Source organism: Lentzea roselyniae, from assembly GCF_039537795.1.
In the GTDB taxonomy this organism is placed as follows: Bacteria; Actinomycetota; Actinomycetes; order Mycobacteriales; family Pseudonocardiaceae; genus Lentzea; species Lentzea atacamensis.
Map to the genome: position 1 here is coordinate 1 of NZ_BAABBE010000030.1, position 17,938 is coordinate 17,938.

14 protein-coding genes and 2 pseudogenes are annotated in these 17,938 nt (G+C 68.4%); 11 read left to right on the plus strand and 5 right to left on the minus strand.

Translation table 11 applies throughout. The features are described 5' to 3' along the window. Positions 1-809: 809 nt before the first annotated feature. A pseudogene (locus ABFX45_RS46630) lies at positions 810-866 on the plus strand (hypothetical protein); the annotation flags it as partial. Positions 867-1,137: 271 nt separating this feature from the next. Here the strand turns inward: ABFX45_RS46630 and ABFX45_RS36705 are convergent. Next, positions 1,138-2,598 (minus strand): sigma-70 family RNA polymerase sigma factor, encoded by a 1,461-nt coding sequence (locus ABFX45_RS36705; RefSeq protein WP_346135160.1) that lies wholly within the window; start codon positions 2,596-2,598, stop codon positions 1,138-1,140. Positions 2,599-3,017: 419 nt separating this feature from the next. Here ABFX45_RS36705 and ABFX45_RS36710 point away from each other — a divergent pair, with 419 nt between their 5' ends. Further along, positions 3,018-3,242 carry a hypothetical protein gene (locus ABFX45_RS36710; RefSeq protein ID WP_346135162.1) on the plus strand — a complete coding sequence of 75 codons (225 nt, stop codon included), beginning with the start codon at positions 3,018-3,020 and terminating at the stop codon, positions 3,240-3,242. 205 nt (positions 3,243-3,447) lie between these two features. Here the strand turns inward: ABFX45_RS36710 and ABFX45_RS36715 are convergent, their stop codons facing one another. From ABFX45_RS36715 to ABFX45_RS36725, 3 genes and pseudogenes are all read right to left on the minus strand, one after another. Next, positions 3,448-3,714, minus strand: coding sequence for an integrase core domain-containing protein (locus ABFX45_RS36715; RefSeq protein ID WP_346135165.1), 267 nt, complete (start codon positions 3,712-3,714; stop codon positions 3,448-3,450). Then, positions 3,711-4,487, minus strand: a complete 777-nt coding sequence (locus tag ABFX45_RS36720) for a transposase family protein (RefSeq protein ID WP_346135267.1) — start codon at positions 4,485-4,487, stop codon at positions 3,711-3,713. The genes ABFX45_RS36715 and ABFX45_RS36720 overlap by 4 nt, the downstream gene beginning before the upstream one ends. After that, positions 4,461-4,844: pseudogene (locus ABFX45_RS36725) on the minus strand (zinc-binding dehydrogenase); the annotation flags it as partial. The pseudogene ABFX45_RS36725 and the gene ABFX45_RS36720, both read right to left, overlap by 27 nt. 187 nt (positions 4,845-5,031) lie before the next feature. Between ABFX45_RS36725 and ABFX45_RS36730 the strand changes: the two are divergent. The 4 genes from ABFX45_RS36730 (at position 5,032) to ABFX45_RS36745 (ending at position 7,716) form a co-directional block, all read left to right on the plus strand. Further along, a complete protein-coding gene (locus tag ABFX45_RS36730) occupies positions 5,032-5,607 on the plus strand; it encodes a class I SAM-dependent methyltransferase (protein WP_346135167.1) in 576 nt (191 codons plus the stop codon). Positions 5,608-5,692: 85 nt separating this feature from the next. Next, complete coding sequence (locus ABFX45_RS36735; protein WP_109633675.1) at positions 5,693-6,259, plus strand: sigma-70 family RNA polymerase sigma factor; 567 nt, start codon at positions 5,693-5,695, stop codon at positions 6,257-6,259. 51 nt (positions 6,260-6,310) lie between these two features. Further along, positions 6,311-6,988 (plus strand): sigma factor-like helix-turn-helix DNA-binding protein, encoded by a 678-nt coding sequence (locus ABFX45_RS36740; RefSeq protein ID WP_170154805.1) that lies wholly within the window; start codon positions 6,311-6,313, stop codon positions 6,986-6,988. A gap of 146 nt (positions 6,989-7,134) precedes the next feature. Beyond that, a complete protein-coding gene (locus tag ABFX45_RS36745; RefSeq protein ID WP_109635130.1) occupies positions 7,135-7,716 on the plus strand; it encodes a sigma-70 family RNA polymerase sigma factor in 582 nt (193 codons plus the stop codon). Here ABFX45_RS36745 and ABFX45_RS36750 read toward each other — a convergent pair. Continuing rightward, positions 7,697-9,007 (minus strand): type I glutamate--ammonia ligase, encoded by a 1,311-nt coding sequence (locus tag ABFX45_RS36750; RefSeq protein ID WP_109633670.1) that lies wholly within the window; start codon positions 9,005-9,007, stop codon positions 7,697-7,699. The two genes, ABFX45_RS36745 and ABFX45_RS36750, sit on opposite strands and share 20 nt — an antisense overlap. Positions 9,008-9,019: 12 nt before the next feature. On the opposite strand from ABFX45_RS36750, the gene ABFX45_RS36755 reads away from it, so the two are divergent. The 5 genes from ABFX45_RS36755 to ABFX45_RS36775 all read left to right on the plus strand — a co-directional run bounded on the left by ABFX45_RS36755 (position 9,020) and on the right by ABFX45_RS36775 (position 17,938). Next, positions 9,020-10,117, plus strand: coding sequence for an amidohydrolase family protein (locus ABFX45_RS36755; RefSeq protein ID WP_346135170.1), 1,098 nt, complete (start codon positions 9,020-9,022; stop codon positions 10,115-10,117). 35 nt (positions 10,118-10,152) lie between these two features. Further along, on the plus strand, positions 10,153-11,427 hold the full coding sequence (locus ABFX45_RS36760) for a DNA polymerase IV (RefSeq protein ID WP_109635128.1): 1,275 nt from the start codon (positions 10,153-10,155) through the stop codon (positions 11,425-11,427). An 85-nt stretch (positions 11,428-11,512) separates the two neighbouring features. Beyond that, positions 11,513-12,175, plus strand: a complete 663-nt coding sequence (locus ABFX45_RS36765) for a hypothetical protein (protein WP_346135172.1) — start codon at positions 11,513-11,515, stop codon at positions 12,173-12,175. 1,353 nt (positions 12,176-13,528) lie between these two features. Then, on the plus strand, positions 13,529-16,672 hold the full coding sequence (locus ABFX45_RS36770) for a S8 family serine peptidase (protein ID WP_346135174.1): 3,144 nt from the start codon (positions 13,529-13,531) through the stop codon (positions 16,670-16,672). 867 nt (positions 16,673-17,539) lie between these two features. Beyond that, on the plus strand, positions 17,540-17,938 hold the full coding sequence (locus tag ABFX45_RS36775) for a DUF3040 domain-containing protein (RefSeq protein WP_109633661.1): 399 nt from the start codon (positions 17,540-17,542) through the stop codon (positions 17,936-17,938).

Here is a 17,938-nt window from a genome sequence, read left to right on the forward strand (position 1 = left end):
GGTCCCGGCGGGCCTCCACGACCATCCGGGTCGCCCGCTCACGCAGCTCATCTGGGTACTTCTTCGGTGGGGCCATTGCTCCTCATCATCCAGGCTTGATGGTCTCCATCAAACCCGGCACGGAACAGGTCATCCCCGCCCCGGTGCTGGGCTGGCATCGCAGGTTCATCACCTGGAAGTGGAACTACACTGCGCGACGCCCATCCACCCGAGCAGCGATCAACGCGCTCGTACTGCGGCTCGCAGCAGAGAACCCGCAGTGGGGACATCGGCGGATCCAAGGCGAGCTGGCCCGGCTCGGCCAGCAGATCGCCGCCTCAACGGTCTGGAAGATCTTGCACACGGCAGGCATCGACCCGGCACCACGTCGCTGCGGCCCACGTGGCGCGAGTTCCTCACCGCTCAAGCAGAGGGCATCATCGCGACAGACTTCTTCCACATCGACACCGCACCCGGCACACGCCTGTACGCGCTGGCCTTCCTCGAACACGACGCCAGACGCCTGCACATCACCAGCGCCACCACCCTGCCCGACACAGGACTGGACGGCACAGCAGACGAGGAACCTCACTGCCGACCCCGAACCGCGTATGGAGTCCCTGCGCTTCCTGCTACGCGACCGCGACAGCAAATACAGCAATACAGCACGGCGTTCGACATCGTGTTCCAGACCGAGGACCTGCGCGTGATCAAGAGTGCCACACAGACGCCCCGGATGAACGCCCACTGCGAACGCATCATCGGCAGCATCCGGCGCGAGGCCCTCGACCACAGGACAAGCCCACGCACGTCAAGTCCTTGCCACCTACCAGACGCACTACAACGAGCATCGACCCCACCAGTCACGCGACCACCCAATGCCGTAGAGCCCTCCGCCGCGGTGCATGACCTCGATACCCTCCGACTGCTGCGCGACTGCTGCGCGCCCGGATCCTCAGCGGAGTCATCAACGAGTACAGATGTGCCGCGTGACGTACAGCGATGACTCTTCGAGTGGCACAGGCTCGCTGCGGCCCGAGTTCTGCGTGGTGGACCTCGGAGAACCGCAACCACTTCTCCCGTTTGCGGGGGCCGCGTCGCCGCCGTCGGCCAGCCAGAAGTCCACATGGGACTCCGGCAGGGACACATTGTGCCGGGTCACCCAGGCATCGAGCTTCTGCCCGGCGAACCAGCCGGTGACCCGCTCGGTCCAGCCCTGCCCGTGGACATGCGCCCAGTTCGCGGCGAACTGCAGGCACAGGTCCGTTCAGGTTCAGTGGCGCGGAGGTGACCCCGCGTCGATCCGGTCGCGGGAAGGTCCGGGTGGGTTCGGGAGGATGGCGTTGTCGCCGAGGTTGGCATCGGGGTCGTTGGTCTTGTGGTTCTCGTGTTCAGCGGAGGCGCAGTGATCGGCGTCGCGCCCGGCTGCGCGGAAGGGGCAGCGTGAGCAGGTACGCCGCTCCCGTTGCCGCACTGCGTCACAAGGTTCCCGACCGTGCTCGTCATTCCGCAGCCAGTGGTGATGGTGGTGTGACCTCCTGGGGGTAGCGGGTGATCAGCGCATGGGTCTCGTGGGCAGGACTTTCCGGTTTGCGCTGAACCTGTGGGGGTGGATGGTGCGCTGGTGTCGAGCTCGGCCGCGTCCATCGTGGCCGCAGGGGCGTCGATCGACCCGTACCGGGTATTGGCGAGCTCGCGTCCGGTGGTGAGGCCGGCACGCTGCGTCTGAGGCGGGGCGGAGCTGGCCGGCGGAGGTGAGGCTTGGGCGGTGACATGCTGGACCGGTGTGTGGTGGGGCAGGAGGGTTACGCCGATCATGGCCGCCGCGGTGACCGCGGTGGGGGCGGTGGCCGCGACCGCGGTCGTGGTGTGGCGGGTCAGGCGCAGCGCGGCGCAGGCCAGGGCGGCCGCGGCGCCGGCGGCCAGATGCCGCAGCAGGCGGCGAGCGCGGGTCAGGTGGGATTGCACTGAGCGGCAGGTCAGCCCCAGCCGGGCGGCGGTCTCCTCGGTGCTGACGCCCTCGGCCACCAACCGGCACACCTGCTGGGTGGTGGCGGGCAGCTCGCGCAGCGCCTTGATCAGCCAGATGGCCAGCGCCTGCTCGGCCACCACTTCGCTCGGGTCAGGCGCCGGCGGCGCCGCTGCGTGCAGCCGGGCCAGGGCGTTCCGTTCCCGCTGCGAGCGCCGCAGGTGGTCGACCAGCTTGCGGTGGGCGGTCACGCCCAGCCACGCCTCGACCTGTTCTATCGGCGCATCGTCGCAGTCACCGACTTGCTCCGGATAGCGGGTCAGCATGGCCAGCAGGGCCTCATGCACGCAGTCCTCGGCCTCGGCGGGCGATAGCCCCGCACGCTGGCAGCGCCGCACCACCCGATCTACCGCACGTACGAGATCACCGGCGTCCATCGCGTCCTCTCCGGCATCACGCACGATCCCGGCCGTGACGCTGCCGGTTTCGGAATGTGGCCTGTGGTTCAGGGTGGCCCGACACCACTGCATCGCCCTGGGCCGCGTCGGCGTGACCTGCGAAGTACCGACATAGCCCGTCCGGCCCAGAGCGGTATGAGGAAGAACCGGCAGCGAATACACGGATGGGTGAAAACTGACCCGTGACAACATTGACGACGACTGTTGCGTCCAACGGGTGAATACGTGACCAAAACAAAGTTGGTGTGCGTACCGGGGCCCGCTGGAGCGTCTACCGGGTAGAGAGCACCCACACTGACAACGGGAGCCCTCCACCCAGCAGCACCCCGCGAGAAGGTCCAGGAGCGAAAGGGAAATCACGAACGGTATGGCGTATCGCGGGTCTGACGACGACGCGGCAGTGGCCCTGTGGCGACAGCCAGACAAGAGAGGGAGGTCGATGTGCGTCCCGAAATAACACGAAGGCAAAGCGCGGAAGAGCGCATCGCTCGGTTCGCGGGTGAGTCCGGAATTCCGCTGCTGCGCATCGGACTGGGGGTCGTTTACCTCTGGTTCGGCGTACTGAAACTCTTTCCGGCGGCAGCCCCGCCCAAGATCTCGTCGAACGCACGGTGTCCGCGCTGACGTTCGGGATCATCCACGGGGAATTGGCGAGCCTGAGTGCGGCGATCACCGACATAACGATCGCATTGGTATTGCTGAGCTTCCGCGTACCCAGGTCGTGCGCGGTCCTGTTGATCGGGCACGCCGTGCTGGTGTCGACACCGTTGGTGCTCTTCCCCAGCGAGATGTGGGCCGGCCCGCTGCAGCGTCGTTCGAAGCCCAATACATCCTGAAGAACCTGGTGACCGTCGCCGCCGCGGTGGTCATCGCCTCAGCGCACTCTCGGACGCGCTGACCGGGAGCCGCAAGATCCCCTGAATCGGGTGGCCGATAAACCCCCACACCACGCTGGCGTGCCCTGCGGCATTTCACCACCAACCCACGCAAGATCGGCCACATCGCCAAAGCCTGTGCCGCTCGAAAAGTCAGCGCTGCACGTCACGCGGCATTTCCATACTCGTCGATGAGTCCGCCGAGGATCCGGGTGCGTAGCAGCCTCCGGGTCCTGAGGTCGTGCACGGCGGCGGGTTGTTCTTGAGCCTCGGGTGGTAGCTGGCCGCGGGCCCGGTAAGGCCGGTGCTTGTTATAGTGGCCTTGGTAGGCCGTGAGGACTTGACGCGCATGGGCTTCGCCCATGATGAGGATGTGGTCGAGTACCTCGCGCCGGATAGCGCCGATGATGCGTTCGCAGTGAGCGTTTTTCATCCTGCGGCGAGCTCGTAGTTCTGTAGGACGTGGATGTCTTTGGCGAGTCGGCCGGCGCGGCGGGGGCAGCAGCGGAGTTTGCGCAGGATGCGCCAGGTCTTGAGCTGGGCGTTGGCACGTTCGCCAGGGCCGCGCAGGCGGGCGTGAGCGCGGTTGGCGTCCTTCTGTGACTCTGGCTTGTTGCGGCCCTTGTAGGGGGTGATCATGTGTCGTCCGGTTGGGTCGTGGCCGTGGTAGCCCTTGTCTCCCAAGGCGATGAGCCCGGCGTCACGCAGGGCGGCGAGGATGTTCCAGATCCGGGCCGCGGCGGTGTCGTGGGCACTGCCCGGCAGGTCACCGGACACCCACAGGATCGTGCCGTCCGGGGACCCGATCACCTGCAGGTTCACCCCGTGCATCTTGTGTTTGCCGGAGTAGAAGGGGCGGTCGGCGGCGATCCGGTCGATCGGGATCAGCGTGCCGTCGATCACCACGTAGGCCAGGCCCTGCCGCTTCGCCCTACGCAGTGCCTCCCGTAGTTTCGGGGACCGCTGAGCCAGCAGTTCAACGGTCTCGTTGACGTAGCGCCAGCAGGTCGTGGCAGAGACCGCGAATCCGGAGCCGAGGTCGGCGAACGTCTCGCCTTTGCGCAGGTACACCAGCACCAGCAGTGCCTGCTGTCCTGGATTGAGCTTGCGCCACACCGACCCGAGCCGCCTGCGGTGAGCGCGGACCAGGCCGGACACGAACGTCAGGGTCTGACACCCGCGCAACGTCTTTCCGCCGTACAGCAGGTCGAGCACATCCAACTGCAGCTGCGCGGGCCCCAGGCCGACGACGACCGCGATGCCGTTCGACGCGAGGGCCTTGACCGCGGCATCGATGATCGCGGGCAGTCCCGTGGTGTCCAGTGCGTGCGTGCTGCCGCCCGCGGTGAGATCGGCGATTGCACCCGCGACATTGATACCGGCAGGGTCAAGCACGTGGGCGGCACCGAGCCGCAATGCGAGATCCCGGCGCCGAGGCGACACGTCGACCGCCACCACGGTCGCACCGGCCGACCGTGCGGCAAGCAGCCCGGCCAGGCCAACCGACCCCGCGCCGTAAATGACCACAGTGGACGACTCGTCGGGACGTAGCACGGTGAGCACCGCGCCGGCACCAGTCTGGAATCCGCAGCCGAACGGTGCGGCGACGGTGAGTTCGACCGGGGATGGTTGAGACGCTGCGGGACGCGTGACGCATCCCGTGTTATGTGATCGCCCGCTGTTACTGCTAGCCTCCCGATCATGACTTCCTGTGTTCAGATGAACACGGGATCAGTCCCGGCTTTGGGCGTTGGAATTCCCGGACTGGGACGCGTCGATGGCCCGGCAGGCGTCGCAGCTCTCGGAGTTCGTTCCAGCCGGCGCGCGCGTTCTGGACTGCGCGTGCGGCATCGGTACTCAGGCGTTGCCTTCGTTGGCCGCGGACATGCGTTCGTTGCCCTTCGCCGATGCCTCGTTCGACGTCGTGCTCGCCGCGGACAACGCGTTGCCGCACCTGTTGACCTCGGACGACGTGCTCGCGGGGTTGCGCGAGATGCGCCGTGTGCTGCGACCCGGCGGCCGGCTCATCCTCTCGACGCGCGACTACGACACGATCCGGCGCGAACGTCCGGTGTCGACGCCGCCGTCCGTCGGGCCTGGTCGCACGGTGTGGTTCCAGCTCTGGCACTGGGACGGCGACCAGTACGAGCAGGAGATGTTCCAGCTGAACGAGGCCGAGTCGTGGCGCGTTGTGGTGAGTAAGACACGGTATTGGGCGGTTACCTGTGACGAAATCACCGAGTTGGCGGAACGCGCGGGGTTCGGTTACCTGGAGTGGTCGCTCCACGTCTATTGCCAACCGCTGATGATTGGTACGAACGGGTGACGTTTGAAGTTTCTCCCTACTTTCCGCATAAGGAGTGACATGTCGCACGTCTCCTCTCCGGGACGTCGACGAGGGGACGCTTCGAATGGAGAGTTCGGCTTTATCCGCAGAACTGGTCAACCTGGCCGTGCATGGCGATCGCAGGGCCATTGACCAGGTGCTTCGCTACCTGCGCCCGCTGGTGGTGAAGTACTGTCGCGCGCGTGTGGGGCGTTCCGCGACAACCGCGGACGACGTCGCGCAGGACGTGTGTCTGGCCGTGCTGACAGCGCTGCCGAACTACAAGGAGCAGGGCAGGCCCTTCCTGGCGTTCGTCTACGGCATCGCGGCGCACAAGGTTGCCGACGCGCACCGGGCCCTGGCTCGTAACCGTGCGGAGCCGATGGCGGAGGTGCCCGACCAGCCTTCGCGGGGCACCGGGCCGGAGGACTGGGCCCTCCAGGTCGAGCTGAACGGGACCATGGGCGACTTGCTGCGGATGCTGCCGGAGAAGCAGCGCGAGATCCTCGTGCTGCGAGTGGTGGTGGGGCTCTCCGCTGAGGAGACCGCTGAAGCTGTGGGGTCCACGCCGGGCGCCGTTCGCGTCGCTCAGCACCGTGCGCTCGGGCGGCTGCGCAAGGAAATAGCCGCCGCCAGTGTGCCGATCGGGTGAATCCCGGTTGGGCGCGTGGGGTGAATGCATCCAAACGACATACCTAAGGGCATGAGGAGTTCTGACGCGGCGCAGTCGGCCGAACGGCTGCGCTACGACGGGGTGCTGGTGCAGCACTTCCGCGAGTCAGGACTGACAGGACCGCGCTGGGACCAGTTCCACCGCCAGCTTCTCGGGTACGGGCTCGCGATCGTTACAAAGCTCGTGCGGTCGGGGGCGATGTTCTCCCGCTGTGGCCGCCACGGCCGGTACCTGCAGCAGCAGGCCATTTCGCCGCAGGAAGCCGAGGAACTGGCGAGCGACGCGGTCTTCGAGGGGTTCATCTACTTCTGCGATCGCGGGCTGCTCGGCAAGCAGTGGTCGGTCGAGCACGGCCAGCCGCTGGCCGAGTACTTCGTCAACGCCTGCGTGCTGGCGTTCCCGAACGTCTACCGGCGCTGGCAGACGCGGATGAGCGGCTGGCGGAACGTGGACCTGCTGGACTCCTTCGCCTCTCTCGAACAGGTCGTGACCGAGGGGACCCCGGAGGAAGCGGTGGTGGAGCAACAGGCGGCCGATGCGGCGTTCCAGGCGTTGAGCGAGGACAGCCGCAAGTTGCTGATCCTGCACGAGCAGGGCTACTCGCACGCGGAGATCGCGGAGCTCACGCGTCTCACCCCACGTGCTGTCGAAGGGCGGATCCGGCGTGCCCGGCTCGCCGCACGTCAGCGCTCAGACGAGGATCGGTGATCTGCGTGGAGTTCACACCCGGTCTGCATCGCAAGGTTCCCGCGGGCGCCGTTGAGCGGTCCTCCGTGGGCGGCTCGGTCAGCGTCGGGAAGGAGACGCTCGACGCGTTGGTCGAGCGGACCGCGAGCGTCGGTGGTCAGGAGCCGGTGGATCCGCCTGCGCCGTCGTACTACTCGAACAAGCCCGAGGCGGCTGACGACCACGTCGCGCGCGCCGTGGCGGGGGATCGTGCTGCCATCAACAGGCTGCTCGGCACCATCAGGCCGTTGGTGGTCCGGTACTGCCGTGCGCGCGTTGGATCGTTCGCGTCAGCGGATGACGTTGCGCAGGACGTGTGCCTCGCCGTGTTGACCTCGTTGCCGTCGTATCGAGATCAGGGACGGCCGTTCTTGGCTTTCGTGTACGGCATCGCGGCGCACAAGGTCGCTGATTCGTACCGGAGCCACACGAGGAACCGTGCGGAGGCCGTGGCCGAGGTGCCGGAGTCGACCGACACCGACGCCGGGCCGGAGCAACGGGCGATGCAGGGGGAGCTGTCCGAGCACATGGCTGCTCTTCTGCGCGTGTTGCCCGAGAAGCAGCGCGAGATCGTGGTGCTGCGTGTGGTGGTGGGACTGTCCGCGGAGGAGACGGCAGAAGCGGTCGGCTCCACGCCCGGCGCGGTGCGAGTGGCTCAGCACCGGGCGTTGGCGCGCCTGCGCAAGGAGATCAGTGGCGCCAGCGAGTGACGTTGGCGATGCCCTGCGGGCTGGCGTCCTTGTAGCGCTCCATCTCACCGCGCCGCACGTCGGCGATCGTGCCCGCGAGCTCCTTGCCGAACGCTTCGGTGAGCACGGCGTCCTTCTCGAACTCCTCGACGGCTTCCCTGAGCGACGTGGGCAGCCGCGGGACGTCGCCCAGCAGCGCCGGATCGACGTTGAGGCCCTCGGGAAGCGTGGCCTGCGTCGCGATGCCGTCGAGGCCGGCCGCGACGACGCTCGCGACGAGGAGGTACGGGTTCGCCGTCAGGTCGAAGCACTTGACTTCGAGGTTGTCCCGGATGAGGCGCAGTGCCGTTTCGCGGTTCTCCTCGCCCCACGCCGCGAACGGTGCTGACCACGTTTGCGGCACGAGCCTGAGGTAGCTCGCGAGAGAGGGACAGCCGATGGCGCACAACGCGCGGATGTGGTTGAGGACGCCCGCGCTGAACTGCCTGGCCTCGTCGTGGAAGCCGTCGAAGAGGTTCGTGCCGTCGCGCCAGAGGCTGATGTGCAGGTGGCCGCCGTTGCCGACGCCACCGTTGATCACCTTGGGGGAGAACGACGGCCGCAGGCCGTGGCGGATCGTGATGGCGCGGATGGTTTCCCTCACGAGCACTGCGGTGTCTGCTGCTGCGACCGGGCCTTCGGGTGCCGTGGAGACCTCGAACTGGCTCGCGGCGTACTCGGGGTGGAACTGGAGGACCTCGACGTCCTGCTGGTCGAGAGCGTTGAGGACGTCCACGCAGTAGTCGGACAGCTCTACCTGCCGTGCGTGGCCATAGGCCGCGCCGCTCGTGGCGGGGACCCAGTCGTCGGTGTCCGCCTTGCCGACGCACCACTCGATCTCGAAACCCGCTTTGGCGGTGAAGCCGCGCTCGGCGAGCGACTGCTCGGCCTTGCGCGCCTGGAGACGCTGGTCCATCGGGTAGGGGACGCCGCTCTGGAAGTGGCGGTCGGCGGGTGCCCAGGCCCAGCCCGGCTGGCCCGCGAGCACGGTGAGGCGGTCGAGGTCGGGGTGCAGGCGCAGGTCGCCCACGGGACCGCCGGCGAACCGGCCCTGGATGATCCAGTCGTCGAACAGGAAGACGTCGAACACCGGTGACGCGCCGACGCCGTGAGCTGCTGCGTGGGCCAGCTTGCGCAGAGGCACGGACTTGGTGCGTGTGATGCCGCTGTTGTCCACCCAGGTGAGTGCGACCACGCGCACTTCCCTGGCGTTCAGCCCGTCGAAGAGTTCCGTCGCGCGGTCGAACCGCTGGTCCCGCTCCGCAGAGTCCACGATCCTAAGGTTATGGGCATCTTGCCGTTCGTCGCCGAACTCGGGCTGATAGATCACCACTGCCACGGTGTGTTGCGCGTGGACAGCACGCGTGAGGAGTTCGAGTCGCTGCTGTTGGAGGCTGACTCTGTCTCGCCGTTGGGTGGGTCCTTCTTCGACTCGGCCATCGGCTTCGCGGTGCGGCGGTGGTGTGCTCCGCTGCTGGACCTGCCTCGCCACGCGTCCGCGGACGAGTACCTCGAACGGAGGAATTCGCTGCACATCACCGAGGTGTCGCGGACGTTCCTGATGGCGTCCGGGATCCACACGTTCCTGGTGGACGGCGGGTTCCAGGCCGAGCGGTTGCTGTCGGCGCCGGAGCTCGGCTCGCTCGCGGGGGCCGACTCGCACGAGATCGTGCGGCTGGAGCACCTCGCCGATGAGTTGTCCGGCACCGCGACGGCGAACGAGTTCCTGGATCAGTTCCGCCAACGGCTGCGGTCGTCGTCCGCGGTGGGGGCGAAGTCGATCGCGGCGTACCGGGTGGGGCTGGCGTTGAGCGGCGAGCGGCCGACGGAGCGGGACGTGCTGGTGGCGATGCAGGCACGCAGCCCCGGGCCGGTGAAGGATCCTGTGGTCATCTCATGGCTGGCGTGGGAGGCGTTGGACGCTGGGCTGCCGTTGCAGTTCCACGTGGGCTACGGCGACTCGGACATCGACCTGCACCGTTGCGATCCGTCGTTGCTGACGCCGTTCCTGCGCGCGACGGCTTCTCTTGGTGTGCCGATCTTGTTGCTGCACAACTACCCGTTCCACCGGCAGGCCGGGTACCTCACACAGGTGTTCCCGCACGTGTTCTGCGACCTCGGGCTGGCGACGCACGGGTTGGGGCACCAGGCGTCGCGCGTGCTCGCCGAGGCGCTGGAGATCGTGCCGTACGGCAAGTTCCTGTTCTCGTCGGACGCGTTCGCTCTGCCTGAGTTGTACTACCTCGGCGCGTTGATGTTCCGTCGCGCGTTGTCCGACTTCCTGGCCGACGGGCTTCGCCGTGACGCGTTCCTCGAGGAGGACGCGCACCGGATCGCGCGACTCATCGCGTCGGAGAACGCAGCGCGTGTGTACAAACTGTAGGATCCATTTCGAACTCACGTTCGAGAGGGGTGTTCATGGGTCGCAGTGCGAACCTGCCGCGCGGCCTGCGCGATCGGTTCCGTGCTCGTGATGGCGTCTGGCCCGATGACACGGGCTGCCGGATGCTGCACGTCGACATGGACGCCTTCTACGCGTCTGTGGAGATCCGCGAACGCCCTGAGCTCGCTTCGGTGCCCGTCGTGGTCGGAGGGGTCGGCGGCCGCGGTGTCGTCTGTTCCGCCAACTACCTGGCTCGCGAGTACGGCGTCCGCTCGGCGATGCCGACGGCACACGCTCGCCGCCTGGCGCCCCACGCCGTGTACCTGCCGCCGCAGTTCGACCTCTACCAGGAGGTTTCGCGCGGGGTCATGGCGATCTTCCGCGACATCACGCCGCTGGTGGAGCCGCTGTCGCTCGACGAGGCGTTCCTCGACGTGGGTGGTGCGCTTCGCCGCCTGGGCCTCACGCCCGGCGGTGTGGGGGAGCTGATCAGGTCTCGGGTGTTCGCCGAGTATTCGGTCACGTGCTCGGTGGGCGTGGCGTCGACGAAGTTCCTCGCGAAGCTCGCTTCTGGCATGTGCAAGCCCGACGGCATGATGGTCGTGCCTTCTACTGCCGCTCTGGACTTCCTGCACCCGTTGCCGGTGTCCGCGCTGTGGGGCGTGGGACAGAAAACCGCTGCGCGCCTTGAAGAACTGGGCTTGGAGACCGTCGCCGACGTCGCCGCGACACCGCTGCCCCGGCTGCGTCGCATGATCGGTGTCGCTCTCGCGGAGCACTTGTTCGCTCTCGCCGCCGGTGTCGACGACCGCGCGGTGGTGCCCGTGTCGCGCGAGAAGTCGATCGGCGCCGAGGAGACCTTCGAGGTCGACCACTACGACCGCGAGTTGCTTCGCCGCGAGTTGCTCCGTCTGTCCGAGCGGTCCGCGGGTTCGTTGCGCGCCAAGGGTTTGCACGGTCGAACGGTGTCCATCAAGGTCCGCTTCTCGGACTTCACGACGATCACCCGCTCACGGACGCTGCCCGTCGCCACCGACGTGACCCAGGAGATCTACCGCACCGCGGCCGACCTCCTGGACACCCAGGTGCCGCCCGGCGCGGTCCGCCTGATCGGCGTCCGAATAGAGGGCCTTGACAACGCCGACTCCGCCCAGCAACTGATCTTCGACGCCCCGGAACGCGGCTGGCGCGAAGCCGAGCAAGCCGCTGACCAGGCCCGTTCCCGCTTCGGCTCGCTGGCGGTCCGCCCAGCCTCCCTCCTCGGCAACAGTCCGGAAAGGACAGCCGAGTTCGATCCGAAGCCTGAGTGATCGCGACCTGTCCACAACCCGGAAGTTGTCCACAACTTCCACTCCACCCGGATCACCCCCGGTCCACCCGCCCCACCATGGACCCATGCGCCACCCCATCGACCTCGAAGCCCTGGGCACCCTCTTCGACCACCGGGTAGCTCCCGCGGCCGCCCTGCTCCACATAGGACTGACGTCGTCCCTGGTGGAGTCCCGCTGCCGGCCGGGCGGCCCCTGGCAACGCCTGCTACCCGGCATCGTGCTCCTGAGCCGAGCGGGCCCCAGCCGCACCCAGCTGGTCCACGCGGCCCTCATGTACGCGGGCGAAGGCGCCATGCTCACCGCCTTCGACGCCCTGTGCCTGCACGGCATGAAGTCCGCGATCCCGCTGCTGGGCCCGATCCACGTCCTGGCCCCACGCCGCTCCAGAGCCATGGGCTACGGCGCCCTGCGAGTGGAGCACACCGACCGCCTGCCGAAGCCGGTCATCCGCCGCGGCTTCCACACGGCCCCGCTGGAACGAGCCGCGATCGACGCCGTCCGCCGCACCAAGTCGATCCCGGACACCAAAACCATCCTCGAGGAGGTGAGCCACTTCGTAGGCGCCCAGGCCCTGCGCACAGAACTGGCCCTGGCCCCGGCGCGCGGTACCGCCCTGGCCCGCAAGCTGCTGGGCGAGTCCCGCGCCCGTCAGCTGGAGCGTGCGGTGATGGAGCGCCGCACCCCGCTGCCCGTGCCGGCGGCGCGTGTTCCGGTGGGGGTCGGCTGACGGCGTTGTCCCGCGACGGAAGTCGGAGGGCGCGACCCCGCCTCGCGTTGGCCGGGCTCTGCCGGAACTCGTCCGGTGGGTGGCTTTGCCTGTGCGCGGCGCTCAGGTTCTGCGCACGCTCGCCCTGGCTTCAGCGCGTGGCGCTGCCCTGGTCCGCAAGCTCCTGGGCGGATCGCGTGCCCGCCAGTTGGGAAGTGTGCGGTGATGGAGCGCCGGACCCCGTTGGCTGTCCCGGCGCGCGTGTTCCGGGAGGGGATTGGCTGACGGCGTTGTCCTGCACCGGAAGCCGGAGGGCGTGACCCCGGCGTCGCGCCGGCCGAGCTCTGCCGGAGCCCGTCTGGCGGATGTCCTTGCCCGTGCGCGGCGCCAAGGCCCTGCGCACAGGACTGGCAGTGGTCCCGGCGGCACTGCCCTGGCCCGCAAGCTGCTGGGCGAGTTCTGTGCCCGTCAGCTGGAGCGTGCGGTGGTGGAGCACCGTACCCCGTTGCCCGTGTCGGCGGCCCGTGTTCCGGCGGGGTCGGCTGACGGCGTTGTCGCGCAACGGAAGCCGGAGGGTGTGACCCGGCGTCGCACCAGCTGAGCTCTGCCGGAACTCGTCCGGTGGGTGGCTTTGCCTGTGCGCGGCCCAGGCCCTGCGCACGCTCGCCCTGGCTTCGGCGCGTGGCACTGCCCGGCCCGCAAGCCCCTGGGCGAATCGCGTGCCCGCCAGTTGGAGCGTGCAGTGATGGAGCGCCGGACCCCGTTGGCTGTCCCGGCGGCGAGTGTTCCGGTGGGGGTTGGCTGACGGCGTTGTCTCGCAACGGAAGTCGGATGGCGCGACCCCGCGTCGCGCCATCCGGGCACTGACGGGACTCGTCCGGCGAGGTCTTTGCCTGTGGGCGGTGCTCAGGCCTTGTGCACTGGCTCTGGCCTCGGCGCGCGGTACCGCCCTGGCCCGCAAGCTGCTGGGCGAGTCGCGTGTTCGCCAGTTGGAGCGTGCGGTGATGGAACGCCGTACTCCGCTGCCCGTGTCCTGGTGGAGGTCGGCTGACGGCGTTGTCCCGCAACGGAAGTCCGAGGGCGCGACCCCGGCGTCGCGCCAGCCGAACCCTGACGGAACCCGTCCGGCGGGTGTGGCCTTGCCCGTGCACGGCGGCCCAAACGAGATCAAGTCTCTGACCAGTGCGAACACGATGGGAGGTGACGCCAGAGCGGCTGAACGAGCGCGGGTGTCAACCGGTCGATCGGTCTTTTCGCGTACGTCTGCGGGATGAGTTCTGTAACAACACCTCCGGCCCCCAGAGGGAGGTGCGGTGACGCTGAGTGTCCCTACGGTCACTCGGGCATCACCTCATCGAACACTGGAGGTACCCAGTGAGAGCAGGACAGCGAGGTGCCCGTCGGGGGATCACCGCGCTCGCACTGTCGGCAGGCCTTGTCACCACGGCAACGGCGGCTGTCGCACACGCGGGAGAACCGGCATCGGGAGAGCGAGGCCAGAGCGTCACGCTGATCACCGGTGACCGGGTGGAACTGGTGGGCAACCGGGTCGTGCGGTACGTGCCGGGGCCCGGCCGGGAGAAGCTCGCCGTGCGCACCTACACGCAGAACGGGCGCCAGCACGTCGTGCCCGCGGACGCGGTCGGGTTGGTGGCCAACGGGAAACTCGACCCGCGGCTGTTCGACGTGACGTCGTTGGTGGAGTTCGGCTACGACGACGCGCGACGCAACACCGTCCCTGTGATCGTGCGGCCGGCGGCGGGCGCACGGTCGGGCATCGCGGCGTTGAGCGTCAAGGAGTCCGTGGCCGATCTGGTGACGGGTGCGGCTGAGAAGTCGGGCAGCGCCTGGGAGTCGCTGCGCGGTGGCGCGGTCGAGAAGGTGTGGCTCGACGGCGTCCGCAAGGTGACGCTCGACCGCAGCACCAAGCAGATCGGCGCGCCCGAGGCGTGGCAGGCCGGCGTCACCGGCAAGGGCGTGAAGGTCGCCGTGCTCGACACGGGCGTCGACGAGAAGCACCCGGACCTGCAGGGCAGGCAGGTCGCGGAGAAGAACTTCACGACCTCGCCGGACGCCACCGACGAGGTCGGCCACGGCACGCACGTCGCGTCGACGATCGCCAGCAAGGGTGAGAAGTACCGCGGTGTCGCGCCGGACGCCGAGATCCTCGACGGCAAGGTGTGCCAGCCGGGTGGCTGCACCGAGTCGGCGATTCTCGGCGGCATGCAGTGGGCGGCCGAGCAGGGCGCGCACGTCATCAACATGAGCCTGGGTGGAGGTGATACCCCGGAGATCGACCCGATCGAGGAGGCCGTCAACCGGATCTCCGCGCAGACCGGCGCGCTGTTCGTCATCGCGGCGGGCAACGCGGGGCGGCCGGAGACCATCGGCTCGCCCGGCAGTGCCGAGTCGGCGCTGACCGTCGGCGCGGTGGACCGCAACGACGACATCGCGTCGTTCTCGAGCCGTGGCCCCGCGGCGGACGGTGCGGTGAAGCCGGACGTCACCGCGCCCGGCGTCGACATCGTGGCGGCCGAGGCCGGAACGCAGGGACACGTCGCGATGTCGGGCACGTCGATGGCCACCCCGCACGTCGCGGGCGTCGTCGCGCTGCTCAAGCAGCGGCACCCGGACTGGACCGGCACGCGGCTCAAGGCGACGATCATGGCGTCGGCGAAGGCCAACCCGGCGCTGAAGCCGTTCGACCAGGGCACGGGTCGTGTCGACGTGCCGAAGATGCTGGCGCAGCAGGTGATCTCCGAGCCCGCCAACATCAACTTCGGCGTGCAGCAGTGGCCGCACGACGACGACCAGAAGGTCGTCCGCGAGGTCACCTACCGCAACGCCGGCAAGGACGCGCTCACGCTCGACCTGACCGTCGACGTCACCGGACCGGACGGCAAGCCCGCGCCCGCCGGTCTGTTCGCGGTGTCACCGGCGAAGCTCACCGTGCCCGCGGGCGGCGAGGCCAAGGCCACGATCACCGCTGACACCAAGGTGAACGCGGTCGACGGCGCCTACAGCGGAGCGGTCGTCGCGTCGAACGGGCAGCGCACGCTGATCAGCGTCAACCGCGAGGTCGAGAGCTACGACGTCGGCGTCTCGGTGCTGGGTCTCGACGGCAACCCGACGGCCGACCACGGCACGGTGTTCATCAACACCAAGACCGGTAAGGGCTACTCGACCCAGGCGAAGAACATCCGCCTGCCCAAGGGCGAGTACATCGTGGACAGCGCGGTCATCACGGAGGACCGCAAGGTCCTGTTCCTGGTGCAGCCAAGCTTCCAGGTGACCGGCAGGACCGCGATCACCGTCGACGCGCGCAAGGCCAAGCCGGTCGCGCTCAAGACCCCGGATCCGGCCGCCAAGGGCATCATCGGCACGATCTCGTACAGCACCAAGGTCGCGGGCCAGCCGTACGGCTCTGGCTGGCTGTTCTTCGACGGCCTGGAAGGCCGCGTGTTCACCGCCCAGCTCGGTCCGGCCACACCGGGCTTCAGCACGACGCTGGCCGAGCAGTTCCAGGGCACGCCCCGCGACGAGAAGACGCCGGTCAGCTACCGCCTGATGTGGACCGAGCGCGGCATGCCCACCGGTTTCGAACGCACGGCCAAGGCGAACGAGCTCGCCGAGATGACGAGCACCTTCCGCCCGGCGGGCGAGGGCTACCGCCACGGCGTCGCGGCCATGCCCCACCCGTCCGACGGCAGCGGCGGCTTCGGCTGGTTCACGCCGGTGCCCGACAACGGCCGGGCAGTCGACTACGTCACGACCACCGGCGGCAAGTGGAGCTGGATCTACGACCGCACTGCCCCGGACAACGCCAGCGAGTACTCGGCCGAAACCCCGGCCGGCACCTTCAAGGGCGGCAGGAAGTACACGCAGGCGTTCGGCAAGGCCGTCCTCGGCCCGTCCGTCCCGTCCGCACCCAGCTTCGGCCTGGCGCGGCTCGAGGACCAGATCGCCGTCAGGGTCCCGCTCTTCACCGACAACAACGGCGGCGAGGGCAGGGTCGGCGTCGGCACCGCGAAGACCACGCTGTTCCACAACGGCACCAAGCTCGGCGAGCAGCCCCAGCCGGGCGCCATCTTCGACGTCCCGGCAGCCGAAGGCTCCTACCGGGCGGAGATGGAGCACAGCCGCACCGCCGAGGTGTCCACGAAGGTCAGCGGCGCCTGGACCTTCAAGGCCAAGCACACCACCGACGTGACGCACCTGCCGCTCTCGGTGGTCCGCTTCCTGCCCAGGCTCGACGACCAGGACACCGCCCACGGCCGCGTCCTCGTCGTCCCGCTGAAGGTCGAACAGCAGCAGAACACACCGAAGGTCAAGCGCGTCACCGTCGAGGTCTCCTTCGACGACGGCGCCACCTGGCAGCAGGTCCCGGTCGCCGGCGACAAGGCGATCGTGAAGCACCCCAACGGCGCGAAGTTCGCTTCGTTGCGCGCCAAGACCACCGACGCCGCCGGCAACACCGGCGAGGTGACGATCATCCGCGCCTACAAGATCGCGGCCTGATCAAGTGATCTGCTGATCAACGACCCAACCGATCAACTGATCGACCGAGAGTGTCAGACCCGCTGACCAGCATCGGATTCGGGGGCTCCGCGCTCCGGCCTCACAAGGCCTGGGAATCCCCAGAATCCAGCATGGTCAGCGGGTCTGACACTTTTGGGCTTGTGCAGTGCGGTGCCGCTTGGTGGTGCGATGCGCGTGGGCGCGCCGTGCGCTTGGTCTGGTTGTGCGCTTGGGATTGTGCTGCGCGCGGTTCGGCTGGGGTGGGCTGGCGCCGGTTCCAGCGGGGTGGTCGCCAGCGCGGGTGGGGCGCGTTCCGGCGTGGTTGCGCGGGCCTTGACGAGCCGGGTCATACGCGGGCTGGCTCTGGCATCTACAACGCGCTGTGCCCGGCCGCGAATCGAGACGATCAACCCGGCAAGCTCACGTTCTGTCGCCGGAGGCTCCGGGCGGCGTCACCGCCACCGAAGAACGAACCGACGGCTGGGATCACCGGCCCTGGACACCCCGGCAGGTGTCGACGCGCGCCACGATCGGGGCACGGCGACGGGGAGCCAGCGGTCACGCCTGCTCGGAACCGGCGTAGACGAGACGATCGGTCGTGCGGCCGGGTCGTCGCGGGCGGATCCCGCCGCCGATTCAGGCGTGAAAGCGGGGTGCGAGGGCCGTGAAAGTGCCTCACGAAGGCCTCACCACTGCCCCAGGAGGATGATGGTGACAGAACCGACCGTATGAGAAGGCCCACTGGGTAGTCGCCGGGGCGCGCGGATCGTATCCTGGAGGGTGACGTCCCCAGGGTGGGTCGTCCGCCGGGTTCGGCGGAAACCGAGAACACCCGGCGCCCGCGACCGCTGTGCCGGAGGAGGAACGATGCCACTCTCCGAGCACGAGCAGCGACTGCTCGACCAGATTGAGCGCGCGCTCTACGCCGAAGACCCGAAGTTCGCATCCACCGTACGAGGCGCCAAGTTGCGGCGGCCGTCCAAGCGGCGCCGTGTACAGGGCATCGTGTTGTTCGTCGTTGGTATGGCGGCGCTCGTCGCCGGTGTGAGCTTCCTGTCGAAGCTCGCCATCGTCGGGATCCCCGTCGTGAGCGTCTTCGGCTTCTTGCTCATGTTCTTCGGTGTGCTCATCACCCTGACGACGCTGCGTCGCGGTGACCAGGTCGCCGAGGGGACGCAGGAAGACGGCAAGCCCACACGCAGCCGCAGCTCGTTCTCCGAACGGATGGAGGAGCGCTTCCGTCGTCGCTTCGACGAGGAGCAGTGA